At 62.7% G+C, this 14,450-nt stretch carries 12 protein-coding genes; 5 read left to right on the forward strand and 7 right to left on the reverse strand.

The genetic code is table 11. From position 1 onward, the window contains the following. The coding region (locus tag ATN38_RS18500) for an aminotransferase class III-fold pyridoxal phosphate-dependent enzyme (RefSeq protein ID WP_218748340.1) at positions 1–292 on the reverse strand (292 nt) is incomplete at its 3' end. A 129-nt stretch (positions 293–421) separates the two neighbouring features. On the opposite strand from ATN38_RS18500, the gene ATN38_RS18505 reads away from it, so the two are divergent. Further along, a complete protein-coding gene (locus ATN38_RS18505) occupies positions 422–739 on the forward strand; it encodes a DUF2322 family protein (RefSeq protein WP_030535540.1) in 318 nt (105 codons plus the stop codon). On the opposite strand, the gene ATN38_RS18510 is transcribed toward ATN38_RS18505, so the two are convergent. Beyond that, the gene (locus tag ATN38_RS18510) at positions 710–1,339 is read right to left on the reverse strand and encodes a Pr6Pr family membrane protein (RefSeq protein ID WP_003942129.1); all 630 of its coding nucleotides are present in this window, start codon (positions 1,337–1,339) and stop codon (positions 710–712) included. The genes ATN38_RS18505 and ATN38_RS18510 overlap by 30 nt on opposite strands. Before the next feature lie 101 nt (positions 1,340–1,440). Between ATN38_RS18510 and hrpA the strand changes: the two genes are divergently transcribed. Continuing rightward, positions 1,441–5,346, forward strand: coding sequence for an ATP-dependent RNA helicase HrpA (hrpA, locus tag ATN38_RS18515; RefSeq protein WP_218748341.1), 3,906 nt, complete (start codon positions 1,441–1,443; stop codon positions 5,344–5,346). Between the two features lie 286 nt (positions 5,347–5,632). On the opposite strand, the gene nrdR is transcribed toward hrpA, so the two are convergent. Both nrdR and ATN38_RS18525 read right to left on the reverse strand, forming a co-directional pair. Next, entirely contained in the window at positions 5,633–6,130 is a 498-nt protein-coding gene (nrdR, locus tag ATN38_RS18520) for a transcriptional regulator NrdR (protein WP_030535543.1), read from the reverse strand. A 194-nt stretch (positions 6,131–6,324) separates the two neighbouring features. Continuing rightward, positions 6,325–7,038 carry a LysM peptidoglycan-binding domain-containing protein gene (locus ATN38_RS18525; protein WP_054782108.1) on the reverse strand — a complete coding sequence of 238 codons (714 nt, stop codon included), beginning with the start codon at positions 7,036–7,038 and terminating at the stop codon, positions 6,325–6,327. 264 nt (positions 7,039–7,302) lie between these two features. Between ATN38_RS18525 and lexA the strand changes: the two genes are divergently transcribed. Further along, positions 7,303–8,031, forward strand: coding sequence for a transcriptional repressor LexA (gene lexA / locus ATN38_RS18530; RefSeq protein WP_007735195.1), 729 nt, complete (start codon positions 7,303–7,305; stop codon positions 8,029–8,031). A gap of 92 nt (positions 8,032–8,123) precedes the next feature. Here lexA and ATN38_RS18535 read toward each other — a convergent pair whose 3' ends face one another. The 3 genes from ATN38_RS18535 to ATN38_RS18545 all read right to left on the reverse strand — a co-directional run bounded on the left by ATN38_RS18535 (position 8,124) and on the right by ATN38_RS18545 (position 12,485). Beyond that, positions 8,124–9,266: an acyl-CoA dehydrogenase family protein gene (locus ATN38_RS18535; protein WP_007735194.1), complete on the reverse strand. Its 1,143-nt coding sequence runs from the start codon at positions 9,264–9,266 to the stop codon at positions 8,124–8,126. Between the two features lie 189 nt (positions 9,267–9,455). Continuing rightward, positions 9,456–10,736 (reverse strand): uracil-xanthine permease family protein, encoded by a 1,281-nt coding sequence (locus tag ATN38_RS18540; protein ID WP_020907537.1) that lies wholly within the window; start codon positions 10,734–10,736, stop codon positions 9,456–9,458. A 75-nt stretch (positions 10,737–10,811) separates the two neighbouring features. Then, positions 10,812–12,485 carry a putative PEP-binding protein gene (locus ATN38_RS18545; RefSeq protein ID WP_050655800.1) on the reverse strand — a complete coding sequence of 558 codons (1,674 nt, stop codon included), beginning with the start codon at positions 12,483–12,485 and terminating at the stop codon, positions 10,812–10,814. A gap of 191 nt (positions 12,486–12,676) precedes the next feature. Between ATN38_RS18545 and ATN38_RS18550 the strand changes: the two genes are divergently transcribed. Then, on the forward strand, positions 12,677–13,444 hold the full coding sequence (locus ATN38_RS18550; RefSeq protein WP_003942134.1) for a DeoR/GlpR family DNA-binding transcription regulator: 768 nt from the start codon (positions 12,677–12,679) through the stop codon (positions 13,442–13,444). Then, positions 13,441–14,436: a 1-phosphofructokinase gene (gene pfkB, locus ATN38_RS18555; protein WP_030535546.1), complete on the forward strand. Its 996-nt coding sequence runs from the start codon at positions 13,441–13,443 to the stop codon at positions 14,434–14,436. The genes ATN38_RS18550 and pfkB overlap by 4 nt, the downstream gene beginning before the upstream one ends. Positions 14,437–14,450 lie beyond the last annotated feature (14 nt).

The following is a 14,450-nucleotide window of genomic DNA, read 5'->3' on the forward strand; positions in this document are numbered from 1 at the left end:
CAACCGGCGCGATGGCCGCCAGACGCTCGGCCAACACCTGCGTGGTTTCGGGAACAAAATCACCGAAGTTGGAGAAATGAGCGATCTTCGACAACTGAGCCGCTACCGCATCCGCGATCTCGGTGCGGCCGTGCCCGACATTGGTGAACCACAGGCCCGCCGTCGCATCCAGATACCGAGTGCCCTCGCGGTCCCAGATGTACGCGCCCTCACCGCGTGAGACGACAAACGCGCCGTTCTTCTCCACAGCGCCCATGTCCGCGAACCCGTGCCACAATGCCGAAGCCATCATTGTCCCCTTCGAATACAAACGATGCTGGTGTGCAAACGATGTGCTGCGACTATATCGACACCGGAAATCCGCGCACGACGGCGCTCGCCCGGCACCGGCTTTCACGGGCGCACCCGTAATCTGTCGACCATGACTTTTGCCGACAATCTTGCAGCACTGCCCGCCATCGATCATCTGGCCGCCATCGAGGTACTCGACGCCGACGGAACCGTCCTCGACACCGTCGAGAACAAGCCCGGAAAGTCCGGCTCGGTCAAGGTGTACAACCATCTCGCTCAGGTCTACGGCGCGCTGACACCCGAAGCCGCCTCGGCAGGATTGACGATCTTCGCCGAGCACACCGAGGACGCCCGGGCGAACCCCGGTAAGCATCCGAACGTGGACCGCCTCGAGCAGGTGCTCGCCTCCGGCAATCCCCTAGGACTTCGCAGCGTTCCGTCCGCGTAACCCGGCTCCCAGCCGTCCGACGGCATTGACCGCCAACGCCATCAGGGCCATCGCGATGCCCAGTACGACGAATCCGATGAACAGGGCCAGATAGCCCTGGTGGCGAGGATCCATGAACGGATACGGATACCAGTCGACGATCGGCCCTCGAATCAACGTGTACACCGCGTAGATCACCGGAAACAGCAGCCACTGCAGTGAGCGGGCTTCGGAGATCCTGTGCCTCGAAGCGAAGAACACCCAGTCGAGAAGCATGACCAGGGGAAGAATCCGATGCAGTGCCGAGTTGATCCAGGCATCGTTCAAATTGACGTCGATATCGGCCAGGAGCACGGCGTAGATGATCCCGGTGATCACCATGTACAGCGTCACCGCCCCTCGGATCGACTGCCACGCCTGCGATTGTGGATCTCGAATTGCACCGACCAGCAACACGATCACCGCAAGAATGTTGCTCTCGATGGTGAAGTAGCTCAGATAGTTCGACAGAGACAGCTCAGCCGCGTCACGGATCGGGATCCACAGCAAAGCGGCAAGTCCGAACACAGCAAACAACAGTCTCAGGGCTCGCACGGCGATCGGCGTCGACAAGACAGGCACCGATGACTCATTTGCGGTATTTGTCGTCACCGGTCGATATTTGCACATCAGCACGATCTGCGAGCGGTAGTTGTGAACGCGTTCGATAGGCTGTCATCAGCATGTCTACAACACCACCGGCCCCGCTCTCCACCAAGCGGAGTGACCTGAAGAGCGCGCTGGCGCAGGTCTCACTCCGCGACGAGAGTCGACTCCGTCGCAAACTCGACCGTGCCCGCACACCAGACGCTTTGGTGGCGCTGGCCGAGGAAATCGAAACGGCGCGCACGCGGTTGGCCGCACGCTCCGCCAATGTTCCCGCAGTCTCGTATCCGGAAGCTCTGCCCGTCAGTCAGCGCAAGGACGACATCGCGACCGCGATCTCGGAGAATCAGGTTGTCATCGTCGCCGGCGAGACCGGCTCGGGTAAGACAACCCAGATCCCGAAGATCTGTCTCGAACTCGGACGTGGCGTCCGCGGTCTGATCGGACACACACAGCCGCGCCGGTTGGCAGCACGCACCGTTGCCGAACGTATCGCCGAAGAACTCGACACCGAACTCGGCGACGCCGTCGGATACACCGTGCGGTTCACCGACCAGGTCTCGGACCGCACCTACGTCAAGCTCATGACCGACGGCATTCTCCTCGCCGAAATTCAGCGCGACCGTATGCTCCGACGCTACGACACGCTGATCATCGACGAAGCGCACGAACGCAGTCTCAACATCGACTTCATCCTCGGTTACCTGGCTCAGCTGCTCCCCCGCCGACCCGATCTCAAGGTCATCATCACGTCGGCGACCATCGATCCCGAGCGCTTCGCCAAGCACTTCGCTGTCGACGGTAAGCCCGCGCCGATCGTCGAGGTATCCGGGCGAACATTCCCTGTCGAAATGCGTTACCGGCCACTGACCGTCGAATCCGGCGACATCACCTTCGACCGCGATCCCGTCGACGCGGTCTGCGAGGCGGTCGACGAGCTGAGCGCGGAGGGCGAAGGCGACATCTTGGTCTTCCTCTCCGGCGAACGCGAAATTCGCGACACCGCAGATGCTTTACGCGATCGGCGTCTTCGCAACACCGAAATCGTCCCGCTGTACGCGCGGCTGTCTGCTGCCGAGCAACACAAAGTGTTCTCGCCGCACACCGGCCGACGCGTCGTCCTTGCCACCAACGTGGCCGAGACCTCGCTGACCGTTCCCGGCATTCGGTACGTCGTCGATCCGGGAACCGCGCGCATTTCGCGATATTCGGTGCGCACCAAGGTTCAGCGGTTGCCGATCGAGCCCATTTCGCAGGCGTCAGCTCGTCAGCGTTCCGGGCGTTGCGGCCGCGTCGCCGAAGGAATCTGCATCCGCCTGTATTCCGAGGAGGACTTCGAGTCACGGCCGGCATTCACCGAACCGGAGATCCTGCGAACCAACCTCGCATCCGTGATCTTGCAGATGACGGCCCTTGGCCTGGGCGACATCGCGGCATTCCCCTTCGTCGAACCGCCGGACCAGCGCGCCGTGAAGGACGGAATCGGACTCCTCGAGGAACTCGGCGCCATCGCGCGAGGTTCCGAGGCCAGCCACCCCGAACTGACGCCGGTCGGCCGCGAGCTGGCCCAGATTCCGGTGGATCCGCGGATGGCACGGATGCTGGTGGAAGCCAAGAACAACGGTTGCCTTCACGAAACCCTTGTCATCGTCGCGGCGTTGTCGATCCAGGACGTTCGCGAGCGGCCCGCCGAGTTCCAGCAAGCCGCCGACGAAAAGCACGCCCGCTTCAACGTCGAGAACTCCGACTTCCTGGCCTACCTGAAACTGTGGGACTACTTACGCGAACAACGTAACGATCTGTCCTCCAACCAGTTTCGCAAGATGTGCCGGAACGAGTTCCTGCACTGGCTCCGCATCCGCGAATGGCAGGATCTGCACGGGCAACTCCGGCAGATCACCCGCGGTCTCGGCTGGACAGTGGGAGAGACACCGGCAAGCGAGAACGCGATCCATCAGTCGCTCCTTGCCGGGTTGCTCTCGCATATCGGGCTACGCGAGGGCGAGAAGCGGGACTACCTCGGCGCCAGAGGCAGCCACTTCGCGATCTTCCCCGGATCGGGACTGTTCAAGAAGCCACCACGCTGGGTCATGGCCGCCGAACTCGTGGAAACGTCGAGGCTGTGGGCGCGCATGTCCGCGCGTATCGAACCCGAGTGGGCTGAAAAGCTCGCCCCGCACCTGGTGAAACGGACCTATTCCGAACCGCACTGGTCCTCCAAGCGCGGCTCGGCGATGGCATACGAGCGGGTCACTCTCTACGGAGTTCCTCTGGTAACCGGCCGCGCAGTGACGTACTCACGAATCGATCCCGAGGCCTCTCGCGATCTCTTCATCCGCCATGCGCTCGTGCAGGGCGAATGGCAGACGAACCACAAGTTCTTCCACGAAAACCGTGCACTCCTCGACAACGTCGAAGAACTCGAGAACCGCGCGCGCCGACGCGACATCCTCGTCGACGACGAAACTCTCTACGAGTTCTACGACGAACGTATCGGCCAGGAAGCCGTATCCGCCAAGCATTTCGACCAGTGGTGGAAGACCGAGCGGCGCAAGAATCCGAGTCTGCTGACTTTCACACCGGAAACGGTGGTCAACTCCGACGCAGCTGCAGTACTGGGCGGCGAGTACCCGGACGCCTGGCGCCAAGGCGACATGCAGTTTCCGCTCACTTACCAATTCGAGCCGGGAAAGGACGACGACGGCGTCAGCGCGCACATCCCGGTCGGCCTGCTCGCGCAACTTCAGCCGGTCGGCTTCGACTGGTTGGTCCCCGGTATGCGCGTCGATCTGGTTACTGCTCTGATCAAGACCTTGCCCAAGAACATCCGACGCGCTGTCGTGCCGGCTCCGGATTATGCCGCCGCAGCATTGGCAGCAGTCAAACCTCGATCCGAGCCGTTGATGACCGCGATGGCCCGCGAACTCTCGCACTTGGGCGGGATCCAGATCGACGCCAAGGACTTCGATCCCGCCGCGCTGCCCGACCATCTTCGGATGACATTTGTCGTCGAGGACGAATCTGGCAAGGTTCTCGCGAAGGGTAAGGATCTGGCGCAGCTACGACGCACGCTCGCCCCGCGCGTGCAGAAGGAAGTGGCCAAGGCGGCAACCGGAACCGAACGGGCAGCGGCAACCGTCTGGACATCCGAAACGCTGGGCGCATTGGAACAGACCATCACTCGCTCCATCGGCGGACAGCAGGTGACCGGCTACCCAGCTCTGGTGCCGGAGAACGGCGGAGTTGCCGTTCGTGTCCTGAGTACGCCGGCCGCGCAGGCGCAGGCGATGAGGGAAGGTACGCGGGCGCTTCTCCTCGCGGCCGTTCCCACCCAACTCAAGGCAGTGACCGCCGGCTTGTCGAACACGCAGCGTCTGGCTCTCGGCCAGAATCCGGACGGCGGCTTGGAGGCCCTCGTCGAAGATTGCCGGGTGGCAGCTGCCAACGAAGTGATCTCGGCTCACGGTGGACCGGTACGCACGCCTGAGGCATTCGATGCCCTGGTGAAGATCGCACGCTCCGAACTGGCCGGACGCGTTTCCGCGATCCTGCGCATGATTGTTCCGATCCTCGAACAAGCACACCGACTGAGCGTCGTTCTGGACCGCTCCCGCGGCGAAGCAGCAGACGACGTCCGAGAACAGTTGACCTCACTGCTGTTTCCGGGATTTGTCGCCGAATTGGGCTCGGCCCGCCTACGCGATTTGCCGCGGTATCTTGCCGCAGCAAAATTCCGTCTCGAAGCTCTGCCCGCAAGTGCACAACGAGATCAGCAGGCGATGGATGTCCTCGACCGGGTGTACGCAGCGTACGACCGGTTGTTGAGTTCGCTTCCCGACGAGCGTCGCACTGCTCGAGATGTCGACGCGATCAGTTGGATGATCGAGGAACTGCGCGTGAGCCTGTTTGCGCAGTCCCTCGGTACACCCACACCGATTTCCGAAAAGCGAGTCCTGAAAGCTATCGAAACGATCAAGCGTTGACGTTCGGCGAGAATTGCGCGATCAGTAGATTGTCTGAATGTTGACGTTGGTGAGGAAACCGCCAAAGGTGGCAACAGTGTTGGCGAACCCGAGGGTTACCAGGCTGTTCACGACTCCGAGAACTGCAACTAAGTTCATAACGCCTCCGTGAAGATCCGAGATGCGGACGAACGTACCTGGTAGACACTAAGCGAATAACGTGCCCGATTTGTTCGATTGTTCGCTTTGTGTTCTCAGCGTTACCTAAGACCGCTCTGTGCTCTCAGCGTTATCTGAGGCGAAGGCCTCAGTCGACGGAAACGGTCTCGGCGCCGGGAGCCTTCTCGGCGGCACGGGTCTCTGCATGCTCGCGCATGTCGGTGATCTCACGTTCGAAATCCGCAGCCGAGCTGAAGGACTTGTACACCGATGCGAATCGCAGGTAGGCGACTTCGTCGAGATTTCGAAGCGGATCGAGGATCGCGAGCCCTACCTCGTTACTGGGAATTTCGGCAGAACCCGAAGCTCGAACGGCATCTTCGACTTGTTGGGCGAGCAAATTCAGCGAATCGTTGTCCACTTGGCGGCCCTGGCATGCGCGACGCACACCTTTGACAACCTTTTCTCGGCTGAAAGGCTCCGTGACGCCGCTGCGCTTCACGACCGAGAGAACTGCCGTCTCGACCGTGGTGAATCGGCGGCCACACTCGGGGCACGAACGACGCCGCCTGATCGCCTGGCCCTCGTCGGCCTCGCGCGAATCGACCACTCGGGAATCAGGGTGCCGGCAGAACGGGCAATGCATCGGGGTTCCTTCGTTGTCGCCGAAATGGCCGCAACTCAGATTCGCTACCGACTGCAAATCCTCCGACGATTTACAGAGCAGATCCACGTACTCAACGCGACCACCCGAGGTGGTGGGACTGTCAAGTGGACAGCTTACTCGCTGTGAACGGACTGCTCTCACGCTCGGTACGCCCCCGCCCGGTACGGGGTAGGTCAGCGCCCCGAGGCCGGCACGATCAGCGTTTGTCCCACTGACAGTCCGGAACTCGACATCGCATTGAGATCCATGATCTGCTCGATCACCGAACCGACAGCCTGGCCAGGTGCAACCTTGGCAGCAATATCACTGAGGGATTCACCCGCGGCAACACGAACCACTTCGGTCGCGCCGTTTGTCGCAGCTACGTCACCACTCGACAAAGCGCCGATCCCCACCAACGCCAACACTGCGAATGCGGTGAATACGGCGCCCAGGAAAACCGTCTTCCAAGTGACATCCTCGGCGGCCACTTCATGTTCGACCCGTGACACACCGACCCTGTTTCGGTGCGCGAAACTTCCTCCGTACGGGCGTGACGAATCGTGCTCGCTGTCCCACCGGCGAGGAGATTCGCGCAATGAACGCGAACCTGAAACCGCGCCCACCGCCGGAACCCGGCGAACGACGGCCGCCTGCGGTTCGTTGTCGACATCCCTGGCCACGCCATGCATTTCGGCCGCTCCGCGCCGTTCGAAGGACACAGCGTCTGCATCGGGCCCATAGAACGAGGGGTGGTACTTCAGTGCCGACGTACCGTCGAAACCAAACGCGTCGAAACCAATCGCGTCGTCGAAAACCCTGTTGCTTTTCAGTGCTGCGTTACCCATCGTGACCTCCGCTGGTCGACACCGATCGATGTGTTCGATCATGCGTTCGATGGAACGCATGTTCGAATTTCTACCACGCCTGGCCGACAATGTCTCTACTTGGAGCGACACGAATCGAACAGATGTTTGAAACCGCGAGCAAATCCGGCTAGATTCGTGTCAGACCACACAGCGGGAATTGCGAAAGCCTCCGTGTTTGTCGACAGCTCGAATGTTGGCAGGAGGCACCGACAGGTTTCTGCGCGACTTGCACCAGGCACTTTGCAGGCACTTTTGCAGGCAGTTTTTCAGACACGACTTCTTCAGACACGGAGGCAACAGGCCATGAAGGACGATCGCTCCAGCACAGCCGCGGAGGCAGGAGCTTCTGCAGTTCCGTCTCCGTCGAGCGAGACGCTCACCGAGCGTCAGCGGCGCGTTCTCGAAGTGATCCGAGATTCGGTGACGGAGCGCGGGTATCCGCCGAGCATTCGCGAAATCGGGGATGCGGTGGGGCTTACCTCCACGTCGTCGGTCGCGCATCAACTGCGAACGTTGGAGCGCAAGGGCTTCCTTCGACGCGATCCCAATCGCCCTCGTGCAGTCGATGTTCGGGGTCTCGACGAGGTTGCGGCCGATACCGCCATCGCGTCGGTGTCGAAGCATTCCGGCGAGTACAACAGTGCCGACCCGCTGCCAGAGCCGGCGTTCGTCCCCATCCTGGGCCGCATCGCTGCCGGCGGACCGATCCTCGCCGAGGAAGCTGTGGAGGATGTGTTTCCACTCCCCCGCGAGCTCGTCGGCCAAGGTTCGCTCTTCATGCTCAAGGTTGTCGGTGAGTCGATGATCGATGCAGCGATCTGCGATGGCGACTGGGTTGTCGTCCGTCAGCAGAACGTCGCCGAGAACGGTGACATCGTGGCCGCAATGATCGACGGCGAAGCCACCGTGAAGACGTTCAAGCGTACGAAGAAGGAGGTGTGGCTGATGCCGCACAACGACCTCTTCGAGCCGATTCCCGGCAACAACGCCGTCATCTTGGGCAAGGTTGTCACGGTCATGCGGAAGATCTGAGTTCGCTCGCACCCTCGATCACAAAACTCTGGGCCCCGGCATCAGCCGGGGCCCAGAGTCTTTTCGTGACGATCAGCGGTCCATCACCCGAATCAGAGATTCAGCGAACGTCCGATGATCTCCTTCATGATCTCGGTTGTGCCCCCGTAGATGGTCTGCACACGAGAGTCCATGTACGCCTTGGCAACCGGGTATTCCTTCATGTAGCCGTAGCCTCCGTGCAGCTGGAGGCAGCGGTCGATGAGCTTGACCTGAGCTTCGGTGGTCCACCACTTCGCCATCGCAGCTTCCTGCACGGTCAGCTTCTCGGCATTGAGCTGCTCGATGAACTTGTCCACCAGGATGCGCACTGCCGTGGTCTCCGTTGCCAATTCGGCCAGTACGAATCGGGTGTTCTGGAAGCTGCCGATCGACTTGCCGAATGCCTTGCGGTCACGGCAGTACTGGATCGTGCTCTCGAGAACCGATTCCATTGCGGCGGCAGCAACGACGGCGATCGAGAGTCGTTCCTGGGGAAGGTTCTTCATCAAGTAGAAGAAGCCCATTCCCTCTTCGCCCAGCAGGTTGGCAGCGGGAACGCGTACGTCGGTGAAGCTGAGTTCGGCGGTGTCCTGAGCCTTCATGCCGATCTTGTCGAGATTGCGTCCTCGCTCGAAGCCGGGCATGTCCCGCTCGACCACGAGGAGGCTGAAGCCCTGAGCACCCTTGTCCGGGTCGGTGCACGCGACAACGATGATGATGTCGGCGTTGATTCCGTTGGTGATGAAGGTCTTCGAACCGTTGAGTACCCAGTGGTCCCCGTCGCGAACTGCTTTCGTCTTGATGCCCTGCAGGTCGCTACCGGTACCCGGTTCGGTCATCGCGATCGCCGAGATCAGCTCACCCGACGCGAATCCGGGTAGCCAACGCTGCTTCTGCTCCTCGTTGGTCAACTCCAGGAGGTACGGCGCCACCACGTCGTTGTGCAGCGTGAAGCCGATACCACTGAAGCCACCCTTGGTGGTTTCCTCGGTGATGATCGCGTTGTAGCGGAAATCCTTGACACCGCCGCCGCCGAATTCCTCAGGTACCGCGGTTCCCAGGAATCCCTGCTTTCCGGCCTCGACCCAGACGTCACGATCGACGATGTTCTGCTCTTCCCACTTCTCGTGGTTCGGTGCCACGTGCTGTGCCAAGAACTTCTGGTACGACTCCCGGAAGAGTTCATGTTCCGGTTCGAACAGGGTGCGCTCCACGCCGACTCCTTGCAATTCGATATACGGCACTTCAGTGATGTACCCGGTGGGGACGATGTACCCGGTCGGGATATTTTCGCTGAGACTGGGCACGCCGAAGTTCGCGGGCCCACGTCACTGCCTCCGACGGTAGAACCTGTTGCGATACCCGTCGATGACCCGAACGATCACGATTCGTGACTGTAGCGGTTATCTGTTACTCGAAGTACGGAATTTGGCGAGGTATCGCATGATCGGGTAGGCGACGAGGATGCCGATCGACCCCCAAGCGATGCCGCCCAGCTCGACCGAACCAATGGTCAGCGTCAGGTTCCCGATGCCGGCAACCAGTGCGGCAGCGGCGACGGTCAGGTTGACCGGATCGGTGAAGTCCACCTTCGCTTCCATCCAGATGCGCACACCGAGAATGCCGATGAGTCCGTAGAGAACCATCGTCGCACCGCCGATGACGCCGTTCGGAACCGTGAAGACCAGTGCACCGAATTTGGGCGAAAATGCCAGGATCACGGCGGTGGCGGCCGCTACCCAGTACGCCGCGGTCGAGTACACACGCGTCGCTGCCATGACACCGATGTTCTCGGCATACGTGGTGGTTCCGGATCCGCCGCCGGCGCCCGCCAAGGTCGTGGCGAGACCGTCTGCAAACAGCGCATTTCCGGCCAGGTCATCGAGGGACTTACCCGTCATGGCGGACACCGCTTTGACATGTCCGACGTTCTCGGCGACCAGAACGATCACCACGGGCAGCGCGAGCACGATCACCGACCAGTCGAACGACGGTCCGTGCAGACTCGGCAGCCCGAACCAGTCGGCTTCGCGCAGAGCGGACACTCGTTCACTGTCGAGACCACCGATGACCGCGGCGAAGACCCAGCCGATCACTACGCCGACCAGAATGCCCAACCGGCCGAGCAGCCCGGGACCGACGACCGTGACCAGCAGGATCGAAACGAGCGTCACCGTGGCGATCAGCGGCTGCGATTCGAAGGAACCGACCGCCGTCGGAGCGAGGTTGAGACCGATCAGCGCGACGACGGCGCCTGTCACTACCGGCGGCATGACGGCGTCGATGACCCGGCTGCCGATCAGACGTACGGCGACGCCGATCAACATCAACACGATGCCGACGGCCATGACGGCACCGAGCTGCGCGGCCGGGCCCGATCCTGCCGACGCTGTCAGCGGGGCGATGAACGCGAAGGACGAACCGAGATAGCTCGGGATCCGGCCCCGGGTGATGAGCAGGAACAGCGCGGTGCCGATACCCGAGAACAACAGCGTCGTCGTGACGGGGAAGCCGGTGATGGTCGGAACGAGCAGTGTCGCTCCGAACATCGCGATGACGTGCTGCATCCCGATCCCGATGGTGCGCGGCCAACTCAGTCGTTCGTCCGGCGCCACGACGGCGCCGTCGGCGATCCGCTTGCCGTCTCCGTGGACAGTCCAGCCGATTCCGCCGGCCCCGGTCATTGTTTCTCGTTCGATCACAGGTCGAAATACTAAAGGTCAGGCGCTCGGTCTCCGACCGAGACCAACGAAACCAGTTCAGCTGATTGCGTCGGCCGCCGCTTTGCGCGCTGCCACCGGATCACCGGTTGCCAGCACCGCCGCCGCAGCCGCCTCACATTGCGCCATGGTGACTGACCCGACCTTCGCTCCCACACCCGCGACCGACGCCGCAGCGCACGACAGCGAGGAAACTCCGAGTCCGGCCAGAACACACGCCAACAGTGGATCGGCGGCCGCCTCACCGCAGACGCCGACGCGCTTGCCTGCCGCCTGACCGGCCTGGGCCGTACGTGCGACAAGGGCGAGCACCGCGGGCTGCCACGGATCGGTCAGGTCGGCGAGTTCGGAGGACATCCGATCAGCGGCCATCGTGTACTGAGCGAGGTCGTTGGTACCGATCGAGAGGAATTCGACGTGTTCGAGAATCTGGTCGGCCAACAGCGCCGCCGCCGGGATCTCGACCATCACACCGGGAACAAGATCGCGTGCCCGCACCGCATCGGCAAAACGTTTCGCCTCGGCCGGGGTGGCGATCATCGGTGCCATGACCCACGGGGACGAGTTGGTCGACGCCGCGGCTGCCGCGATCGCGTCGAGCTGGCGGTCGAGAATTCCCATGTCCTGCCAGGCGATTCGGACCCCACGAACGCCGAGGGCCGGATTCGCTTCCTCTTGATGGTTGGCGAATTTGAGCGGCTTGTCCGAACCCGCGTCCAACGTGCGAATGATGACCTTCTTTCCTGCGAAGGCCTCGAGAACTTCGGCGTAGATCGCCGCCTGCTCGTCTACGGTCGGTTCGGTCTCACGGCCGAGGAAGCAGAGTTCGGTCCGGAAGAGCCCGATGCCTCCCGCTGCGGTCAACGCCGCGGCGCGAGCGCCCGCGCCGTCTTGAACATTGGCGAGAACGTCTACCGGCCGACCGTCCGACGTCCGGCCTGGTCCGGTCCACGTGCTGACGCGTTCGCGATCGATCCGGGATTGTTCGACCAGTTCGCGCGCCTGTTCGGGATCCGGCTCCGCGATCACGTCGCCGGTGGTTCCGTCGATCAGAATCGGTGTTCCGGCCGCGATGGATTCCAATTCCTTCGCAGCCACGATGCACGGGATGCCCAACTGCCTCGCGATGATTGCCGTGTGGCTGGTCGGGCCGCCGAAGATGGTCACGAGTCCGATGATCTTGGTTGCATCGAGGCCCGCGGTGTCCGCAGGAGCCAGATCGTCCGCGCACAGCACCGACGGCGTCTCGGGCATCGGAACTCCGGGTTCGGGCAATCCGGAGAGTTCGGCGATCACGCGGTCGCGGATGTCCTCGAGATCGGTGACGCGCTCGGCCATCACACCGCCGACCTTGGTGAACAGCACCACGAACTGCTCCGTCGCCGCGATCGCAGCCTGCACCGGGGGCACTCCGCCGGCGATCGACTTCTTTGCCGCCCCGATCCAGCCGCGATCGGCTGCCATCGCTGCGTTGGCCTGCAAGACCTCGGCGGCCGCGCCTGTGGCTTCGGCAGCCCGTCCGAGAAGGCGGTTCTCGACAGCCTTCGCTGCTGCGACGAAGGCGTCTGCAGCGGCCTCTCGATCGGCCTCGTCGAGTGCGGGCGCATCGGTGACGAGTTCTGGTCGGCTGGACGGCCAGATAGCCGGGCCGTAGGCAATTCCGGGCACGACGGGGGTGCCGTGCACGGTGATTCGGTTGAGCTGTTCGGTCATCTGTCCTCCTTGAGCGATGGGCCCGGTGTCACACCGGATCACCTCGAGCGCGTAAAGCCCTCACCTTCGTTGTGACGAAGATTACTCCCAAGTCTTGACATGTCAACACACTCGGGCGTAAAACAACATAAAGCAACATTCACTGTGATCCACAACGCACCGTCGGATCACATTTCGGAATCGGAGAGCACGTGTACGCGGAAGAACGCCAACAAGCGATCGGCACCATGGTGTCGCAGCGCGGACGCATGTCCGTGGCGGCGCTGTCGGAGACCTTCGGTGTGACCACCGAGACCGTGCGTCGCGATCTGGCCTTCCTCGAGCGGATCGGACAGATCAGGCGTGTACACGGCGGCGCCGTTCCGACCGGATCCCTCCACGTGACCGAACCGGGCATGGCGGAACGCGATCAGACCCGCGCGCAACAGAAGGACCGGATCGCCCGCTGCGCGGTCACCTATCTCCCTCCTACCGGCGGCAGCGTCATCTTCGACGCGGGCACGACCACGGGCCGCATGATCCCCGAACTTCCGACCGAGAACGACTTCACGGCCGTGACCAATTCCGTGCCGATCGGCGCACGACTGGCATCGATGAACTCGATTTCCCTGATCCTGCTCGGCGGACGAGTACGCGGGGTGACGCAAGCCGCGGTCGGCGAGGACGCTCTGCGCCTGCTGAGCACGTTGCGGGTCGACGTCGCCTTCGTCGGAACCAACGCGATCAGCGTCGGGCACGGACTCTCCACCCCGGACAGCGAAGAGGCCGCCGTCAAACGAGCGATGGTCAAGGCCGCCAATCACGTTGTCGTGGTGGCCGATTCCAGCAAAGTCGGCCGCGAGCACTTGATCAGCTTCGCACCACTCGACAGCATCGACGTCCTCATCACCGACGAAGAGATCAGTCCCACAGACACATCCGAGTTCCACGACCACGGAATCGAGGTGGTGATCGCATGATCGTCACACTGACAGCCAACCCGAGTATCGATCGGACCGTACAACTCGAGCAACGGCTCGAACGAGGCTCCGTCCTACGTGCCCACTCCACTCGCAGCGACCCCGGCGGCAAGGGGGTCAACGTCGCGCGTGTTCTCGCCGCAGCCGACCTCGACGTGCTCGCGGTGCTACCGGGAAATGGTGGCGATCCCTTGCTCTCGGCGCTCGCAGCCGGTGGGATTCCCCACATCGGCGTCGCCACAACGGGTCCGGCTCGCACCAACATCACCATCGCCGAACCGGACGGGACCACGACGAAGATCAACGAACCCGGCGCAACGCTGTCCGGTTCGACGCTCGACGCCCTGGCACAGGAGTTGATCGCCCGCGCCGATACCGCACTGTGGTTCGCGCTGTCCGGCTCACTGCCTCCCGGCGTTCCTCTGGGGTGGTACGGCGAACTTGTCGCGGCGCTGCGCGATCACCCGTGCAAGGTAGCGGTCGACACCTCGGACGCCCCACTGACGGCACTCGCCGAATGCTTCCCCGGCTCGGCACCTGATCTGCTCAAACCCAACGGCGAGGAACTCGCGCAACTGACCGGCGTCGACGGCCACGTCCTCGAACGTGCTGCCGAGAACGGTGATCCCGGGCCTGCAATCACGGCGGCACAGCGATTGGTCGACCGCGGCGTCGGCAGTGTGCTCGCCACACTCGGCGCAGCCGGTGCCGTCCTCGTCACGGCCGACGGCGCGTGGATCGCCACCGCTCCCCCGATTGTCGCAGTCAGTACCGTCGGCGCAGGCGATTCGTCGCTGGCCGGCTACATCCTCGCCGAAGCGGGCGGCGGCTCGGAATCCGAGCGGCTACGTCACGCGGTCGCCTACGGAAGCGCCGCTGCCTCCCTTCCCGGCACAACCCTTCCCACACCCGAACAGATCGATCTGGCAGCGGTTTCGGTATCTGCAGCAGATGCCGCCTCTCCCATCCCCGTCCCCACCGAACTCGCCTGACGCCCTAAGGAACC

The organism is Rhodococcus sp. FH8, assembly GCF_019266085.1.
Taxonomy (GTDB): domain Bacteria; phylum Actinomycetota; class Actinomycetes; order Mycobacteriales; family Mycobacteriaceae; genus Rhodococcus_F; species Rhodococcus_F qingshengii.

What these genes read in the sequence shown, in the direction of transcription:
- lexA (WP_007735195.1), top strand. Translation starts at nt 7,303, where the DNA reads ATGAAGGACGATCGCTCCAGCACAGCCGCGGAGGCAGGAGCTTCTGCA.
- nrdR (WP_030535543.1), bottom strand. Translation starts at nt 6,130, where the DNA reads ATGCATTGCCCGTTCTGCCGGCACCCTGATTCCCGAGTGGTCGATTCG.
- ATN38_RS18505 (WP_030535540.1), top strand. Translation starts at nt 422, where the DNA reads ATGACTTTTGCCGACAATCTTGCAGCACTGCCCGCCATCGATCATCTG.
- ATN38_RS18525 (WP_054782108.1), bottom strand. Translation starts at nt 7,038, where the DNA reads ATGCGTTCCATCGAACGCATGATCGAACACATCGATCGGTGTCGACCA.
- hrpA (WP_218748341.1), top strand. Translation starts at nt 1,441, where the DNA reads ATGTCTACAACACCACCGGCCCCGCTCTCCACCAAGCGGAGTGACCTG.
- ATN38_RS18540 (WP_020907537.1), bottom strand. Translation starts at nt 10,736, where the DNA reads ATGACCGGGGCCGGCGGAATCGGCTGGACTGTCCACGGAGACGGCAAG.
- pfkB (WP_030535546.1), top strand. Translation starts at nt 13,441, where the DNA reads ATGATCGTCACACTGACAGCCAACCCGAGTATCGATCGGACCGTACAA.
- ATN38_RS18545 (WP_050655800.1), bottom strand. Translation starts at nt 12,485, where the DNA reads ATGACCGAACAGCTCAACCGAATCACCGTGCACGGCACCCCCGTCGTG.